General features: G+C 67.5%; 15 protein-coding genes and 1 pseudogene. 10 read left to right on the top strand and 6 right to left on the bottom strand.

From position 1 onward, the window contains the following. Window positions 1-2: 2 nt before the first annotated feature. The gene (aceE, locus tag AC10QF_RS17375) at window positions 3-2,690 is read right to left on the bottom strand and encodes a pyruvate dehydrogenase (acetyl-transferring), homodimeric type (protein WP_012478970.1); all 2,688 of its coding nucleotides are present in this window, start codon (window positions 2,688-2,690) and stop codon (window positions 3-5) included. A gap of 544 nt (window positions 2,691-3,234) precedes the next feature. On the opposite strand from aceE, the gene AC10QF_RS17370 reads away from it, so the two are divergent. Continuing rightward, window positions 3,235-3,795, top strand: coding sequence for a PadR family transcriptional regulator (locus AC10QF_RS17370; protein WP_095379197.1), 561 nt, complete (start codon window positions 3,235-3,237; stop codon window positions 3,793-3,795). Between the two features lie 61 nt (window positions 3,796-3,856). After that, window positions 3,857-4,654, top strand: a complete 798-nt coding sequence (locus AC10QF_RS17365) for a siderophore-interacting protein (RefSeq protein ID WP_494542584.1) — start codon at window positions 3,857-3,859, stop codon at window positions 4,652-4,654. A gap of 73 nt (window positions 4,655-4,727) precedes the next feature. Here AC10QF_RS17365 and AC10QF_RS17360 read toward each other — a convergent pair whose 3' ends face one another. Together AC10QF_RS17360 and AC10QF_RS17355 are read right to left on the bottom strand one after the other, a co-directional pair. After that, a complete protein-coding gene (locus AC10QF_RS17360) occupies window positions 4,728-4,889 on the bottom strand; it encodes a hypothetical protein (protein ID WP_181452205.1) in 162 nt (53 codons plus the stop codon). A gap of 52 nt (window positions 4,890-4,941) precedes the next feature. After that, a pseudogene (locus AC10QF_RS17355) lies at window positions 4,942-5,268 on the bottom strand (hypothetical protein); the annotation flags it as partial. A gap of 197 nt (window positions 5,269-5,465) precedes the next feature. Here AC10QF_RS17355 and AC10QF_RS17350 point away from each other — a divergent pair. Then, window positions 5,466-5,867: a hypothetical protein gene (locus tag AC10QF_RS17350; RefSeq protein ID WP_494542583.1), complete on the top strand. Its 402-nt coding sequence runs from the start codon at window positions 5,466-5,468 to the stop codon at window positions 5,865-5,867. A 175-nt stretch (window positions 5,868-6,042) separates the two neighbouring features. Here the strand turns inward: AC10QF_RS17350 and AC10QF_RS17345 are convergent, their stop codons facing one another. Beyond that, window positions 6,043-6,750 (bottom strand): YceI family protein, encoded by a 708-nt coding sequence (locus AC10QF_RS17345; RefSeq protein WP_005415047.1) that lies wholly within the window; start codon window positions 6,748-6,750, stop codon window positions 6,043-6,045. Between the two features lie 86 nt (window positions 6,751-6,836). After that, complete coding sequence (locus AC10QF_RS17340) at window positions 6,837-7,427, bottom strand: malonic semialdehyde reductase (protein ID WP_494542582.1); 591 nt, start codon at window positions 7,425-7,427, stop codon at window positions 6,837-6,839. 126 nt (window positions 7,428-7,553) lie between these two features. Between AC10QF_RS17340 and AC10QF_RS17335 the strand changes: the two genes are divergently transcribed. The 6 genes from AC10QF_RS17335 to AC10QF_RS17310 all read left to right on the top strand — a co-directional run bounded on the left by AC10QF_RS17335 (window position 7,554) and on the right by AC10QF_RS17310 (window position 11,502). After that, entirely contained in the window at window positions 7,554-8,513 is a 960-nt protein-coding gene (locus AC10QF_RS17335) for a mitochondrial fission ELM1 family protein (protein WP_494542581.1), read from the top strand. A 154-nt stretch (window positions 8,514-8,667) separates the two neighbouring features. Continuing rightward, the gene (locus tag AC10QF_RS17330) at window positions 8,668-8,898 is read left to right on the top strand and encodes a hypothetical protein (protein WP_005415044.1); all 231 of its coding nucleotides are present in this window, start codon (window positions 8,668-8,670) and stop codon (window positions 8,896-8,898) included. A gap of 48 nt (window positions 8,899-8,946) precedes the next feature. Beyond that, window positions 8,947-9,798: a DUF2145 domain-containing protein gene (locus tag AC10QF_RS17325; protein WP_494542580.1), complete on the top strand. Its 852-nt coding sequence runs from the start codon at window positions 8,947-8,949 to the stop codon at window positions 9,796-9,798. Window positions 9,799-9,817: 19 nt separating this feature from the next. After that, a complete protein-coding gene (locus tag AC10QF_RS17320; RefSeq protein WP_032953871.1) occupies window positions 9,818-10,321 on the top strand; it encodes a hypothetical protein in 504 nt (167 codons plus the stop codon). A gap of 32 nt (window positions 10,322-10,353) precedes the next feature. After that, window positions 10,354-10,866: a hypothetical protein gene (locus tag AC10QF_RS17315; protein ID WP_494542579.1), complete on the top strand. Its 513-nt coding sequence runs from the start codon at window positions 10,354-10,356 to the stop codon at window positions 10,864-10,866. Between the two features lie 75 nt (window positions 10,867-10,941). Beyond that, window positions 10,942-11,502 (top strand): queuosine precursor transporter, encoded by a 561-nt coding sequence (locus AC10QF_RS17310; RefSeq protein ID WP_005415040.1) that lies wholly within the window; start codon window positions 10,942-10,944, stop codon window positions 11,500-11,502. A 175-nt stretch (window positions 11,503-11,677) separates the two neighbouring features. Here AC10QF_RS17310 and glnE read toward each other — a convergent pair whose 3' ends face one another. Further along, window positions 11,678-14,473, bottom strand: a complete 2,796-nt coding sequence (gene glnE / locus AC10QF_RS17305) for a bifunctional [glutamate--ammonia ligase]-adenylyl-L-tyrosine phosphorylase/[glutamate--ammonia-ligase] adenylyltransferase (protein WP_494542578.1) — start codon at window positions 14,471-14,473, stop codon at window positions 11,678-11,680. 384 nt (window positions 14,474-14,857) lie between these two features. Here glnE and scpC point away from each other — a divergent pair, with 384 nt between their 5' ends. Further along, on the top strand, window positions 14,858-16,372 hold the full coding sequence (scpC, locus tag AC10QF_RS17300; RefSeq protein ID WP_021202957.1) for a succinyl-CoA:acetate CoA-transferase ScpC: 1,515 nt from the start codon (window positions 14,858-14,860) through the stop codon (window positions 16,370-16,372). The last annotated feature ends 80 nt before the right edge of the window (window positions 16,373-16,452 follow it).

Below are 16,452 nucleotides of genomic sequence, written 5' to 3'. Positions count from 1 at the left end.
AATCAAACCCCAACAGGATTAGCCTTCTCCGGATCAATCTTGTACTGCTTGATCGCCCGGGCCACATCCTTCGCGGTCATCTTCCCTTCCTTCGCCAGCGCCGCAATCGCGGCATGCGCGATGTAGTAGCGGTCAACCTCAAAGAACCGACGCAGGTTCGCACGCGTATCCGAACGGCCGAAGCCATCCGTACCCAGCACCGTGTAGCTCATCGGCACGAACGCACGAATCTGGTCCGCATACGCACGCACGTAGTCGGTGGCGGCAATCGCCGGGCCCTGGCGGCCTTCCAGCAGCTCGGTCACGTAGGCCTTGCGCTGCTCACCTTCCGGATGCAGGCGGTTGGCACGTTCCACGTCGAAACCATCGCGACGCAGTTCGTTGAAGCTCGGGCAGCTCCAGATATCAGCGGTCACGCCGAAGTCCTTGTCCAGCAGTTCGGCGGCAGCAATGGCTTCGCGCAGGATGGTGCCCGAACCCAGCAGCTGCACGCGCAGCTCGCCCTTCTTCGGCTTGCCGGCGTCGGTCAGCAGGTACATGCCCTTGACGATGCCTTCGGCCGCGCCTTCCGGCATTTCCGGGTGGGTGTAGTTCTCGTTCATCAGGGTGACGTAGTAATACTCGTCCACCTGGTCTTCCATCATGCGCTTGGTGCCGTGCTGCAGGATCACCGTCACTTCGAAGCCGAAGGTCGGGTCGTAGCTGCGCACGTTCGGGATGCCACCGGCCACCAGATGGCTGAAGCCATCTTCGTGCTGCAGGCCTTCACCGTTCAGCGTGGTGCGGCCGGCGGTGCCACCCAGCAGGAAGCCGCGGGTACGCATGTCGGCGGCCTGCCAGGCGATGTCGCCCACGCGCTGGAAGCCGAACATGCTGTAGTAGATGTAGAACGGCAGCATCGGCACGTTGCTGACCGAGTAGCTGGTACCGGCGGCCATCCACGAGCTGATCGCACCCGGCTCGCTGATGCCCTGCTGCAGCACCTGGCCGCTCTGGTCTTCGCGGTAGAACATCAGCTGGTCGGCGTCGACCGGCTTGTACTTCTGGCCGAACGGCGCGTAGATGCCGATCTGGCGGAACAGGCCTTCCATACCGAAGGTACGGGCTTCGTCGGCCACGATCGGCACGATGTGCGGGCCCAGTTCCTTGTCACGCAGGGTGATGTTCAGGCTCTGCACGAACGCCATGGTGGTGGAGTAGCTGCGCTCGCCACTGCTCTTCAGCAAGCGCTCGTAGGCTTCAAGCTTCGGCGCCACGAAGGTCTTGTCGGCCTTGCGGCGGCGCTGCGGCAGGTAACCACCCAGCGCGGCACGGCGTTCCTGCAGGTACTGCACTTCCGGCGAATCCGGGCCCGGGTGGTAGAACGGCACCTGGCCATCGGCCAGCTGCGCGTCGGTCACCGGAATGTTGAAGCGGTCGCGGAAGTGGCGCACCGCTTCGTCGTCCAGCTTCTTGGTCTGGTGGGTCGGGTTCAGTGCTTCACCGGCGCTGCCCATGCCGTAACCCTTCACGGTCTTGGCCAGGATGACGGTCGGCATGCCCTTGGTGTTCACGGCCTGGTGGTAGGCGGCGTACACCTTGTGCGGGTCGTGGCCACCACGGTTCAGGCGCCAGATGTCGTCGTCGGAAAGGCCGGCCACCATCGCAGCAGTTTCCGGGTACTTACCGAAGAAATGCTCGCGGGTATACGCGCCGCCGAAGGCCTTGCAGTTCTGGTATTCGCCGTCGACGGTTTCCATCATCAACTTCTTCAGGACGCCATTGGTGTCCTTGGCCAGCAGGGCATCCCAGTAACCGCCCCACAGCAGCTTGATCACATTCCAGCCGCCACCACGGAACACGCCTTCCAGTTCCTGGATGATCTTGCCGTTGCCGCGCACCGGGCCGTCCAGGCGCTGCAGGTTGCAGTTCACCACGAAGATCAGGTTGTCCAGGCCTTCACGGCCGGCCAGGGCGATGGCACCCAGGGTTTCCGGCTCGTCGCTCTCGCCGTCGCCGATGAAGCACCACACCTTGCGGTCGGACTTCTCGATCAGGCCACGGTTTTCCAGGTAGCGCATGAACTGCGCCTGGTAGATGGCGGCCAGCGGGCCCAGGCCCATCGACACGGTCGGGGTCTGCCAGTAGTCCGGCATCAGCCACGGGTGCGGGTACGAGGACAGGCCACCGCCGTCCACTTCCATGCGGAACTTGTCCAGCTGCTCTTCGCTGATGCGGCCTTCCAGGAAGGAACGCGCGTAGATGCCCGGGGCGCTGTGGCCCTGGATGAACAGCAGGTCGCCCGGGTGATTCTCGCTCGGGGCGCGCCAGAAGTGGTTGAAGCCCACGTCGTACAGGGTAGCGCCGGAGGCGAACGAGGCGATGTGGCCGCCCAGGTCACCCGGCTTGCGGTTGGCGCGCACCACCGTGGCCATCGCGTTCCAGCGGATGATCGAACGGATGCGCCATTCCAGCTCGGCGTTGCCCGGGCTCTTGGCCTCGAACTGCGGTTCGATGGTATTGACGTATTCGGTGGTGGGAGAGAACGGCAGGTAGGCGCCCGAACGACGGGTCAGTTCCACCATGCCTTCCAGCAGCTGATGCGCGCGCTCGGAGCCCTCGACATCAATAACGGCCTTCAACGACTCGATCCACTCCTGGGTTTCCACAGGATTCGGGTCGTTGTTCAGCACCTCGTTCAACCAGTTCATTAGCGCTCCCATAACCGCACGCACGCGCGCGACTGTTGTATAGATTTCTAGACCGCAAAGTGTAGCGCACCAAGGGCTTTCGTCACTTGGCTACGCTGGCGTATGGATGCAACCGGCCAGTGTCCGCAAGGGGCTTGCCGGGCCCGCTGATGGCCCTGCGGCGGGCCTTGGCGGCGGCGCGGGCTGTCGCTTGCGGCCGCTGCGCCCATGTGCAGGACGCAGTGTTACCGCTGCCGATGACGGTTGTAGGGCAACTCCGGCACCGCCGTAGGTGGGTGCCGGGCAGCGGTTCTGAACCGGCGACAACATGTCGCACCTGCCTCTGGATCGCTGCCAGTCGCGGGCCCAGGGTGGGTCGCGAGTGATGGGCCCGATGGCCCTGCTCCCTTCCACAGCATCGCCGGGGCGCCTCGCAGGGGGCGCCCCTTTTGCTGTGCGCACGAAGGTCCGTGGCCCAAATTGCACCTGCTTGTGGCCGGATCGGATGTTGTCGCTTTCGACATATCGATATATCGTTTGCATACTCGTTTACCGATATATCGAAATGAGCCGTACCGCTTCTGCCAGAGCCCGTTCCACCGATCCGGATGTGCCGCGCCGCAACGGCCAGCCGCGCGTCCTCAGCCGCGGCGACCTGCGCCTGCTGGTGCTGGCCCTGATCGGCGAGCAGCCGCGCCATGGCTACGAGCTGATGCAGCTGATCAGCAACCAGTTCATGCAGGCCTACACGCCCAGCGCCGGCACCATGTACCCGCTGCTGGCCAGCTTCGAGCAGGCCGGCTGGATCGAGGCCGAGGAAGTGGATGGCAAGCGGATCTTCCGCATCACCGCCGCCGGCGAGTTCGAGCTGAAGGTGCAGCGCACCCAGGTGCGCCTGGCGCAGCGGCGTGCCTTCGACCGTGCCCGCGAGATCACCAAGGCCTCGCTGCCGCCGCCGCTGGCCGCGGCCCTGCGCGAGTTCAAGCGGGCGCTGGTGCACCACCACGGCCGCTGGGCCGAGGGTGAGGCGGATGAAGTGGCGGCACTGCTGACGCGGGCCTCGGCCCTGCTCAACGGTACGGCCGGTAGCGAGCAACCACCGATTTCAACGACCCAGCCAGACTGACGCCAGCCAGGTCCTCCCCTACGCCGCGCGCCCCCGCGCGACACCTTTACAGGTAACCCCTATGACCGAACACAACAACACGCGTCTGCGCCTGGATGTGCGCTTCCGTGAACTGACCGTGCTGCGCACCGAAGAGGTCACCCCGCACATGCGCCGCGTCGTGCTGGGTGGCGACGACCTGGCCGGCTTCGATTCGCCCGGCGCCGACGACCATATCAAGCTGTTCTTCCCCAACGCTGCGAGCGAGATGGTGCTGCCGGTGCTGACCGCCGAAGGCCGCAGCTACCCGGAAGGCAAGGAGCCCTCGCCGGCCCGTGACTACACCCCGCGCTGGTGGGACCACGAGCGCGGCGAGCTGGCCATCGACTTCGTGCTGCACGACCAGGGCGTGGCCGGGCCGTGGGCCGAACGCGCACAGCCGGGCGACATGCTGGTGATCGGCGGCCCGCGCGGCTCGTTCGTGGTGGCCGACACCTACGACGCCTACGTGCTGATCGGCGATGAAACCGCACTGCCGGCCATCGCCCGTTGGCTGGACGTGCTGCCGGACAGTGCCGAGGTGCAGGCCTTCATCGAAGTGCGCGACGAGGCCGAGCGCCAGGACCTGCCGCAGTACGAGAACGTGCGCATCCACTGGCTGGAGCGCAACGGCTTCCCGGCGGCCAGCAGTACGCTGCTGGAAGACATGCTGACCGACTTCGAGGCCCCGGACGGCGATGTCTTCTACTGGATCGCCACCGAATCGCGCCGCGCGCGGATGATGCGCAAGTTCATCGAAGGCCACCTGGGCGTGCCGCGCGACTGGATCCGCTCGACCGGCTACTGGAAGGCGCACCCGGACGAAACCGACGGCGATTGATCAAAAGGCAGTGGGTGCGGACCGTTGGTCCGCACGCCCTCCGACAGGTAGTGCCGGCCGCTGGCCGGCAACCTCATGAACCCTCGGCAGGAATCTGCAATTGCCGGCCAGCGGCCGGCACTACCGCGCTGGACGCCACCTGCAGCGCGATGATCAGCAGCGGCAGCAGCCCGAAACCCACACGCATCGCGCTGCGCGCGATGAGTCGAGCATGGCTCGACTCTACAGGGGCCATCGGCGGTCATGCACTTTTGCCTGGGGGTAGTGCCGGCCGCTGGCCGGCAACCTCATGAACCCTCGGCAGGAACCTGCAATTGCCGGCCAGCGGCCGGCACTACCACCTGCTGCATCCACCCGAACCGCTGCGCGGCCCAGATCTCCAGCGCTACCAGCAGGGCGATGATCAGCAACGGCAACAGCAGCCCGAAGTACACGCCCGGCATCATGCCGTTGATCTGCGCCTTCACCAGCCGCAACACGCCACGGGTGTGCAGCAGCTCATCGACGTGCATGGTCAGCGCCTCGCGCACCACCTTGGGTTCCAGGCCGAGGGTACCGGCCCTGTCCACCAGCGTGTCTTCCACCATGCCGCGCAGCAGGCCTTCGCGCACTTCCGTGGGTGATACAGCGGGCCATTGTGGAGCCGAGCCCATGCTCGGCTGCTCGTCGTTCCGCGATCGGCGAACCCTCGCGCTGCGCGCGATGAGCCGAGCGTGGGCTCGGCTCTACAGGTATTCCATCGCCCGGTTCAACGCATCCGCCGGCAAGCAATGCGACAATCGCGCTCCTTTCCTGCAGCAACGAGGCCCACATGGCCAAACTGACCCTGGCCAGCGTGGACGCGCTGCGTACCCGCTTCGCTGATGACGCTGCCTGCGACGCGGCCCTGGCCGCCTTCGCCGACGCCGCTGCACTGCGCGCGCCGCTGCGCGAGCTGGTGGAAGCACAGCACCGCTACCTGCAGGCCGAATTCGAAGTGGCGCAGGTGGCCGACGTGCTGCGCCGCGACCAGAAGTACGCGCCGGTGGGTCGGCCTTCGGTCAACATCGTGCAGCTGCGCAAGCAGCAGGCTGCCACCAAGCAGGCGGCGCTGATCGCCCGCCAGAGGGTGGCGCAGGCGGCGCAGACGTTCGTGCGGGTGAGCGGGATGACGGTGAAGGCCAAGCAGAGCCCGAGCGAAGCGTGCGTGGCATGGTTGGGCACGTTGCGCTGAGCGATCGTGCGGACCAACGGTCCGCACCCACCAGATGCCGGTTGGCACCTACCGGGTAGTGCCGGTCGCTGGCCGGCAACCCCATCGGCATCGGGCACCTCGCATGCAGAGCCCAAAAAGAAGGCCCGCTTTTCAGCGGGCCTTCTGCCTTCTCACGACGAGTGAGTCGGGTGCATCAAGCCGCCGGCTTTTCGCCGGTGGCTTCGGTGGTGATGCGGATCTTCACTTCATCGCTGACGTTCGGGGCGTAGGCGCCGACGCCGAAATCGCTGCGCTTCAGGGTGGTGGTGGCATCGAAGCCAGCCGCCGGAACCTTGGCCATCGGGTGCTCGCCGCCGCCGTTGACGGTGACGTCCAGGGTGACCGGCTTGGTGATGCCCTTGATGGTCAGGTCGCCGGTGACGGTCAGCTTGTTGGTGCCGGCCGCTTCCACCTTGGTGCTCTTGAAGGTGGCATCGGCGAACTTGGCGGCGTCGAAGAAGTCGGCGCTCTTCAGGTGCTCGTCGAACTTGGCGGTGAAGCTGTTCAGGCCGCTCAGCGGCAGCTTCACTTCCACGGTGGACTTGGTCACGTCTTCGGCGTTGTACACCAGGGTGCCTTCGACGTTGCCGAAGTGCGCGCTCGGGTTGGAGAAGCCGAAGTGGCTCCACTGCGCCAGCACGTCGGTGTGGCTCGGGTCCAGCTTGTAGGTGCCCGAGGCGATCTTGATCGCTTCGGCAGCCGGCGCAGCAGCGGCGGCATCAGCCGCCGGGGTGGCAGCCTGCTCGGTGGTGGCCGGGGCGGCGGCATCGGCAGCCGGGGCAGCGGTGTCGGCCGGCTTGGAGCAGGCGGCGATGGCCAGGGTCAGGGCCAGCGGCAGCAGCAGTTTACGGGTGGCGCTCATCTGAGGAACTCTCCGGATCGTAGGGTGGGTACACGGTGCAGCAAGAGCCCGCCGCGGAACAGCGGGCCCGAAACCGATACAGCGACTTACGCGATGCGCGCCGCTTCGTCGAACGACAGGCGCGGCAGGCGCGGGAACAGGTCCGCCGGATCACCGTAACCCAGGTTGACCAGGAAATTCGACTTGATGGAGGTGCCGGCGAAGAAGGCTTCGTCGACCTTGGCCGGGTCGAAGCCGGACATCGGGCCGGCATCCAGGCCCAGCGCGCGCGCAGCCAGGATCAGGTAGGCACCCTGCAGGCTGCCGTTGCGGATGGCGGCTTCGTGGCGGCCTTCCTGCGGGCCATCGAACCAGGCCTTGGCATCGGTGTGCGGGAACAGGTACGGCAGCTTCTCGTGGAAGTCCAGGTCGAAACCGATGATGACGGTGACCGGCGCAGCCATGGTCTTGGCCAGGTTGCCTTCGGACAGCGCCGGGGCCAGCTTGTCCTTGGCCTCCTTCGAGGTGACGAAGACGAAGCGCGCCGGCGTGGTGTTGGCCGCGGTGGGGCCCCACTTCACCAGGTCGTACAGTTCCTTCAGCAGGCTCTCGGGGACCGGCTTGTCGAGGAAGGCGTTCTGGGTGCGGGCCGTACGGAACAGCTGATCAAGGGCGGCGGCGTCGAGCGCGTGGGACATCGGTGGATCTCCAGGGCGGCGAAAGGAAGTCAGTGCCCGCGGGCGGCGCGGGGCGAAACGACGAGCCGCAGTGTAGAGTGTCGCGACTGTTGCAACACCCAGCAGGGCTGAAACGAATTAATGCCAATGGTGAAACGATCGAGCGCGCCATGGACGGTCACTGACGGCCGTGCGGGCAATGTCCGCCAGGCGGTCGCGCTGGCCTCGGCACTGCGCCAGGGCACCCACCGACCGCTGCTCCTGCAACCGCGCGCACCCTGGCGCTGGCTGTCGCCCCGGCGGCTGCCCGGCGATGTGAATGGCTACGGCGAGGCCTTGGCGACGCTGGCGGCTGAGGCGCCGGCACTGGCGGTCGGCTGTGGTCGCCAGGCCGCCGGTGCCCTGCGCGTGCTGCGTGCACGCGGCAGCCAGGTGGTGCAGATCCTCGACCCGCGCATCGGCGCCCGCCATTGGGACGTGGTGGTGGTGCCCGAACACGACGCCCTGCGCGGCAGCAATGTGCTGACCCTGCTCGGCAGCCTCAACCCGGTGGACGACGACTGGCTGGCCTGGGGCCGCGCCGCGTTTGCTGGCTTCAGCACCCTGCCCGGTCCGCGCACCGCACTGCTGGTGGGCGGGCCGACACCGCTGGCGCCGTGGGATGAGACGGCGATGGTCGGTGTGTTCCAGGCGCTGGCCGAGCAGATCCGCAGCGAAGGCGGCAGCCTGCTGGCCACCACCTCGCGACGCACGCCGCCAGCCCTGGCCGAGATCCTGCGCGCGAAGTTCGCCGACCTGCCGCACGTGATCTGGGGCGATGGTGGCGACGGTACCAATCCCTATGGTGGCCTGCTCGGCTGGGCCAACCGCGTGGTGGTCTCGCCCGATTCGGTGAACCTGCTCTCTGAAGCCTGCGCCACGCGCATGCCGGTGATGGTGGCGCTGGCCGATATCGCGCAGGGCCGGCTGGCCCGGTTCCAGCAGCAGCTGCGCGAACGCGGGCGCTTGCAGCCGCACTGGTTGGACTGGCAGTACGACCGCATCGAGCCATTGCGCGAAACCGCGCGCGTGGCGGCGGAAGTAAAGCAGCGCCTGGCCCTGGGGTAGTGCCGGCCGCTGGCCGGCAATGCTGCACGCATTACCGAACACCCTGCCGATGCCGGCCAGCGGCCGGCACTACCGGGGTGCGCAGCGATTTCTGAACATTTCAATCCACCCATATCGTTAGAGTCCGGTGTCTCCCATCGGACCGAATGCCTTCATGCGTACCCTGCTCCTGCTGCCCTTGGCCCTGCTCGCCGCGTGTTCGACCGCGCCGACCGAGCTGGACCCGATCTCCTATCAATGCCAGCAGCAGCTGGACGCGTACCGCGAACAGCCGGCGCTGCGCGATCCGAAGACGGGCGAGCGCCCGCCGCTGCCGATCGCCCCGATCAGCGATGCCTGCGACAGGGAACTCCAGCGCAAGGGCGTGGATCGCCCGCTGCGCTGAGCAGCGTATGATCGGCGCGCGGGCTTGCCCGCCGTTGAAGGTACCGACATGGATCGTTTTTCCCGCCTGCGCCGCGCCGCGCTGCTGATCGCCAGCCTGCTGGCGACCGCACCGGCCTGGGCCGACAGCACCGCCTGCCGCGAGCGCTACCCGAGCGTGGCGTCGCAGGCGGCGATGCTGGATGTCGCCTGGACCACCGCCGAACGCCTGGACGCGCTGCCCGAGGTGGACGTGGTGGTGGCCGCGCGCGGTGGCCAGGACCTGAGCCGCTACGGCCTGCGCCACAGCCACCTGGCGTTCCTGCTGCGCGAGGACGACGGCCGCTGGCGCGCGATGCACCTGCTCAACCGCTGCAAGACCGACCGCTCGCAGCTGTACCACGAGGGCCTCGGCAACTTCGTCGGCGAGAGCGGCGGCCATACCGACCTGCGCATCGGCGTGCCGTCGGCCCCCTTGCGTGCGGCGCTGCGCGCGATGCTGGTGCCGCCCTCGATCCAGCCCAAGGCGCTGCACGAAACAAGGTACAACGTGGTCGCCTACCCGTTCGCCACCGACTACCAGAACTCCAACCAGTGGGTGCTGGAAGTGCTGGCGGCGGCGATGGCGCAGACCGAAGGCGCGCCGGCCATCGTCAAGCGCGAACAGGCACAGCAGTGGCTGCGCCAGCAGAAGTACCAGCCCAGCGTGCTGCATATCGGCCTCGGCAAGCGCGTGGGTGCGCGCCTGTTCGTAGCCAACGCCACCACCACCGACCATCCAGCCGGCGAACGCATCTCCGGCAACTATTCGGTGGTGACGGTGGAATCGGTGTTCGACTTCCTGCACCAGCGCAGCCAGCTGCAGCAGGAACTGGTGATCCCCCATGTGCCGGTGGCCGGTGCCACCGCCGCCACGCCCTGAATCCCGCAAGGAGAACGACATGCGTCCGCTGCTTACCTCTGTGTTGTCGATGGTGATCGTCACCGGCCTGGCGTGGTCGACGGCCGCCCACGCCGAACGCCGCATCGTGATCATCCATGACCCGGGCCCGCAGGGACCGAGCCTGGAAATGTCCACGCAGATGGTGGCCTCGGCCCGCGCCGCAGCAGCGAAGGAAGCCCAGGATGCGGCCGATGCCGGCCAGCCGCTGGCCCGCCCGCAGCAGATCAAGCTGCCGCAGATGGAGGTAAGCGCAATCGCCACCACCGTCGATGGCCGCCGCGAAGTGCTGCTGCGTGATGCCAACGATCCGCAGAACACCGCATCGATGCAGTATCCGCGCGGCGTCGGCGACCCGGCCGTGCAGTTCACCGTGGGCCAGACCGTGAACTTCGAGCCGACCGGCGCCGACCAGGGCTGGCAGCTGAAGGACAACCAGGGCCGCCCGCTGGAATACCTGCCCGAGGCCACCGGCCCGCGCGATATCTTCGATACCCGGCGCTGAGCCGCCGTCCCCACGCTGACCAGGAGGTCTCCATGTTCCGTTGCCTGCGCGTTCCCGCTTCTGCCCTGCTGCTCTCCGCGCTGCTGGTGCCCACCGTCCATGCCGGCGCCGCGCCGCAGTTGAACAGCAGCGAAGCCAGCGTGCTGATCACCTCGCTGATCGTGGTCTCGGTGCCGCTCGCTGCGTCGGCGGGCCTGTCCGAACTGTCCAAGGCGCCGTTCAAGGCCAGCGAACGCAATGGCAGGGCTGCCCGCACCAAGGCGGTGCCGCTGCCACCGATGGACGTGAAGAAGGTGGAGACCACGGCGGCGGGCGAGCGCCAGGTGCAGCTGCAGGTACCCGGCAAGGCCGATCAGACCGCCACCCTGCGCTGGCCGGCGCGCGTGCATGAAGGCCAGACGGCGGCCTTCGTGGTCGGCCAGCAGGTGCATTTCGACCCCACCGAGGCCGGTGCCGGCTGGACCGTGAAGAGCGCACAGGGCCAAGCGCTGGCTTACGTCCCCACCGCCTACGCCGCGGGCGATGTGATGAGCGAAGCGCTGTAAAGCTGAACAAGCGGTTTTGGCTTTGCCGCGGGCCGGGCGGATAATGGGCGATCCCCTTGGTCCCCCTGGCTCGCGATGTCCGTGCGTCCTGCCCCTGTGTTTGCCCCGCTGACCGCCCGCGCCCTGGTGCTGGCGGTATTGGCGATGGGCGCGGTGGTGCTGCTGTCCAACGTGCTGGTGCAGTATCCGATCAACGACTGGCTGACCTGGGGTGCCTTCAGTTATCCGGTCGCGTTCCTGGTCAGCAACCTGATCAACCGCCGCTTCGGCCCGGGCCCGGCGCGCCGCGTAGCGTGGATCGGCTTCGCGGTGGCGGTGTTGTTGTCGATCTGGGTGGCCACGCCGCGCATCGCCGTTGCCTCGTGCTCGGCCTTCATCGTGGCACAGTTGCTGGACATCACCGTGTTCGATCGCCTGCGCCGTGGCAGCTGGTGGCGCGCACCGATGGTGGCCACGACCTGCAGCGCGACGGTGGATACCACCATTTTCTGGTCGATCGCATTTGCCGGTTCCACCCTGCCGTGGGTGAGCTGGGCCGCCGGCGACCTGGCAGTGAAGCTGGCGATCGGCGTCTGCCTGCTGGCCCCGTTCCGCGCGCTGCTGTGGAAGATGGCGCCGCTGCGCGCGACCAGCTGACCGCACATGCTCTGGTAGGTGCCGACCTTGGATGGCACATGAGCACGGTAGGTGCCGACCGTTGGTCGGCACGCTCCATCAGAGTTCATCACCGCTGACAGATTGTGCCGACCAACGGTCGGCACCTACCAACAGCGGATCATCCCCGGGCAATTGCTCTAATGGGTGCACCCACTCACCCGAACGGCAGCTCCGCCGCTCTGCACGCCGCCGTAATCGCCGCACACGCGTCTTCAATCGCGGGCGTGGTCGGTGCCAGTCGCGGGCGACGGTCCAGCGTGCAGGCCAGGCCCACGTCGAGCAGCGTGGCATGCGCGCCATGCAGTGCTTGCGCAGTGTCTTCCGGCAGGAAACCGGCAACCGCCAGCGCATCGATCAGCGACGGCGTGTCGCGTGGCTGCAGCAACGCCGCATGCTGCGCACTACGCGCCAGCACGCCGGTCTGCAGCAGGAACTCCAGGTCCACCACGCCACCAGCACCCTGTTTCAGGTCCAGCCGCGCGGCATCGCTGCGGTCCAGTTCAGTGCGCATGCGGCCGCGCATCTTCAGCACATCGGCATACAGCGTGGCCGGATCGCGCTCACGACCCAGTGTCTGTGCACGCACCTGTTCGAAATCGGCCAGCAGACTGGCATCACCGGCCACACCGCGTGCGCGCACCAGGGCCTGGTGTTCCCAGGTCCACGCGCGTTCGCGCTGGTATTCGGTGTAGCTGGCCAACGAAGACACCAGTGAACCCTTGCCACCGTCCGGGCGCAGGCGCACGTCGATGTCGTACAGGCGCCCGGCGGCGGTGACCGCACCAAGCAGCGCCATCACCTTCTGTGCCAGTCGTGCATACCAGCGCCCCGGTTCCAGCGGACGTGCGCCATCGCTGGCCTCCACGCCGGCCGGATTGTCGTGCAGGAACACCAGGTCCAGGTCGGAACCGAAGCCCAGCTCAAGCCCGCCGAGGCTGCCGTAGCCGATGATCGCGAAACGTCCACCGGGAATCCCGCCGTGCGCGGCGCGCATGTCCGCCTCGGCCATCGCCAGCACGGTGGTGACCACCGCCTGCGCCAGCTCGGCCAGTTGCCGCGTGCTGTCCACCGCACCCTGGCGGCCATCCAGCGTGGCCATCGCCATGCGGAAGCTGAGCGCCAGCCGCGTCTCGTTGAGCCAGCGCAGTGCGGATTCGGGATCTTCCACCGCCAGCACCTGCTGGCACTCGGCCAGCATACCGGCCGCATCGGGCATCGGCCCGGACACGCGCACGTCCAGCAGTTCGTCCAGCAGCAGCGGGTACGCGGCCAGGCGCTCGGCCAGCAGCGCGCTGCGCGCCAGCACATCGACCAGACGCGCCAACGCGCTCGGTTGTTCGTCCAGCAGCGCGAGATAGCTGGTCCGGCGCAGCACGGCCTGCAACAGGCCAAGCACGCGCCGGAGCGCGGCGTCGGGTTGCGGCGAACGCGTGGCCGCATGCAGCAACGCGGGCAGTACGCGATCCAGCCGCGCACGCGCCGCATCAGATAATGACTTCACGCCGGTGCCCTGCGCGAAGTCACGCAATGACTGGTCGGCGCCATTGGCATCGAGGAAACCGGCTTCGGCCAGCAACGGCGCGTTGCTGCCCTCGGGCAGACTACGCCAGTAATTGGCCAGCGCGTCGGGCGCGGCCTGGCCCTTGCGCGGTGCCAGCAGCGCGGCGAATTCGGTACTGACCCGCTGCTGCTGTTCGGCCAGCGCCGCGCGCAGCACCTCCCAGTCCGGGTAGCCGAGGCCGACGGCGATGCGCTCGCGGTCCAGTGCATCGCTGGGCAGCACGTGGGTCTGCGCATCGCGCAGCATCTGCAGGCGGTTCTCCAGGCGGCGCAGGAACAGGTAGGCCTCGCGCAGCGCACTGCCGTCCCCGGGCGCGATCTGCCCCGCAGCCACCAGCGCGTCCAGCGCCACCAGCAGGCGGCGCTCGCGCAGCGCAGGTTCGCGGCCACCGCGGATCAGCTGCAGCGCCTGGCACAGGAACTCGATCTCGCGGATGCCACCGGCGCCGCGCTTGATGTCTTCGTGCAACTCGCGGCGCGCGACTTCGGCGGTGATCGCCGCCTTCATCTCGCGCAGGCCGTCGAGCGCGGTGAAATCGAGGTAGCGGCGGTACACGAACGGGCGCAGGGTCTGCAGCCACGCTTCACCGGCCTCGATATCACCGGCGACCGCGCGCGCCTTCAGCCACGCATAGCGCTCCCAGTCGCGGCCTTCGCGCTGGAAGTACTGGTCCATCGCCGCGAACGACAGCGCGACGCGGCCGGCGCTGCCGAACGGGCGCAGGCGCAGGTCGACGCGGTGGCTGAAGCCATCGACGGTGGTTTCGTCCAGCAGCTTGGCCAGGCGCTGGCCAAGGCGGGCGAAATACTCTTCGGCGGCCAGCGCGCGCGGGCCGTCGGATTCGCCGCCGTGCGGATAGGCGTAGACCAGGTCGATATCGGAACTGAAGTTGAGCTCGCCGCCGCCAAGCTTGCCGAGGCCGAACACCACCAGCTGCTGCGCGGCGCCTTCGCCATCGCGGACCACACCGTGGCGCTGGGCGAATTCCTGCTGCAGCGCGTCCAGCGCCAGCCGCAGGCAGTCCACGGCCAGGGTGGTGGCGCCGGCCAGGGTCTGTGCCACGTCGTCCAGGCCGGTCAGGTCGCGCCAGATCAGCCGCGTCGACATGGCAGTACGCCAGCGCCGGATCTGCGCCGGCCAGTCGCTGGGCTGCAGCGGATCGAGCACCGGTGGCGGGATCGGCGGGCAGCCGGGGGTAGCCAGCTGCGCCAGCAGCGCCGGTTGCCGCACCAGGGTGTCCAGCGCGAAGTCGCTGGTCACCGCCAACCGGCTCAGCAGCGGCAACAGATCGGTCGGGATGGGTTCGGGCAGGACCTGGGCCAAGCGCGCCAGCGCGCGGTCGACAAGAGGCTGCAGGGCGGCGGGCAGGTCAGCGGGGGCGAGGGTCATGGGCGGATTGTATCGACCCGGTCGGGACGCGACGGACCCGGTAGTGCCGGCCGCTGGCCGGCAGATCCCATGATCCTGCCGAAGGTTGCTGCAGTTGCCGGCCAGCGACCGGCACTACCGATAATGGAGGCCTCGCATTCATACTGGGCGACAGGCAATAAAAAAGCCCGCTTGCAGCGAACTGCCAGCGGGCTCTGCTCCCTCCCCCACGTCGGGATGCAGGGCCATCGTGCGGGCTGCGAAAGCACTTTGCACGCTGCACTGCAAAACAGAACCGGTGGGTATGGGTGAGCCCCTGGGGGAAAAGCCATTCCACGAAGGTAGAACCCCCCGTACGGATGAGGATGGCCGATAATCGGGATTCCCCCCAGAAACACTGTCGTCATGTCTGTTGATCGCATCGCCAACGCGCGTCTCCGTGACCGCGTGGTCTCCGCCGAGGCCGCAGCCGCGCTGATCCAGCCCGGTGAAACCGTGGCCATGAGCGGCTTTACCGGCTCCGGGTATCCCAAGGCCGTTCCCGTCGAACTGGCCCGCCGCATCGAAGCGGTGCATGCCCAGGGCAATCCCTTCCAGATCAAGCTGATGACCGGCGCCTCGACCGCGCCGGAACTCGATGGCGCGCTGGCCAAGGCCGATGGCATCGCCATGCGCATGCCGTTCCAGAGCGACCCGGATGCGCGCAACCGCATCAACGAGGGCAAGCTGGATTACATCGACATCCACCTCAGCCACGTCGCCCAGCACGTGTGGTTCGGCTTCTATGGCGAGATCGATACCGCTGTCATCGAAGTCTCGGCCATCCGCGAAGATGGTTCGCTGGTGCCCTCCACCTCGGTCGGCAACAACAAGACCTGGCTGGACCTGGCCAGGAAGGTGATCGTCGAGGTCAACGAATGGCAGCCGGCCGGCGTCGACGGCATGCATGACATCTACTACGGCACCGCGCTGCCGCCGCACCGCAAGCCGATTCCGCTGGTGAACGCCAACGACCGCATCGGCGATACCGCGCTGCGCTGCGACCCGGACAAGATCGTGGCCGTGGTGCGTACCAACGGCCCGGACCGCAACAGCCCCTTCAGCCCGATCGATGCGACCAGCGAACAGATCGCTTCGCACCTGATCGAGTTCCTCAAGCACGAGGTGAAGAAGGGCCGCCTGCCGCCGAACCTGCTGCCGTTGCAGTCGGGCGTGGGCAACATCCCCAACGCCGTGCTGGCTGGCCTGGCAAAGAGCGGTTTCCGCGACCTGGCCGCGTTCACCGAAGTGATCCAGGACGGCATGCTCGACCTGCTGCGCGACGGCGTGCTGAGCTACGCCTCGTGCACCGGCTTCGCGCTGAGCCCGCAGGCGAATGAGACGTTCAAGGAGAACATCGATTTCTACCGCGAGCGCATCATCATGCGCACGCAGGAAATCTCCAACCACCCGGAACTGGTGCGGCGCCTGGGCTGCATCGGCATGAACGGCATGATCGAGGTGGACATCTACGGCAACGTCAATTCGACGCACGTGATGGGCACCCGGATCATGAACGGCATCGGCGGTTCCGGTGACTTTGCCCGCAACGGTTTCCTGTCGGCGTTCCTGAGCCCGTCCACCGCCAAGAACGGCACCATCTCGGCGATCGTGCCGATGGCCAGCCATGTCGACCACACTGAGCACGATGTGTCGGTGATCGTCACCGAACAGGGCCTGGCCGATCTGCGCGGCCTGACCCCGCGCAAGCGCGCGCAGGTGCTGATCGACAACTGCGCGCACCCGGACTTCCGCCCGCAGCTGCAGGATTACTTCGACCGTGCCAGCCGCGAAAGCTACGGCAAGCACACCCCGCACCTGCTGCCGGAAGCGCTGTCGTGGCACCAGCGCTGGCTGGATACCGGCACGATGAAGGGCTGACCCCAGGGTCCGGACATCGGGTAGAGCCGGCCGCTGGCCGGCTTCCCCAACAGCCGGCCAGCGGCCGGCTGTTGGGGAAG

Source organism: Stenotrophomonas maltophilia complex sp. Om-AH-Sm3 (genome assembly GCF_059337855.1).
This window is presented reverse-complemented; position numbering and strand designations above follow the sequence as displayed.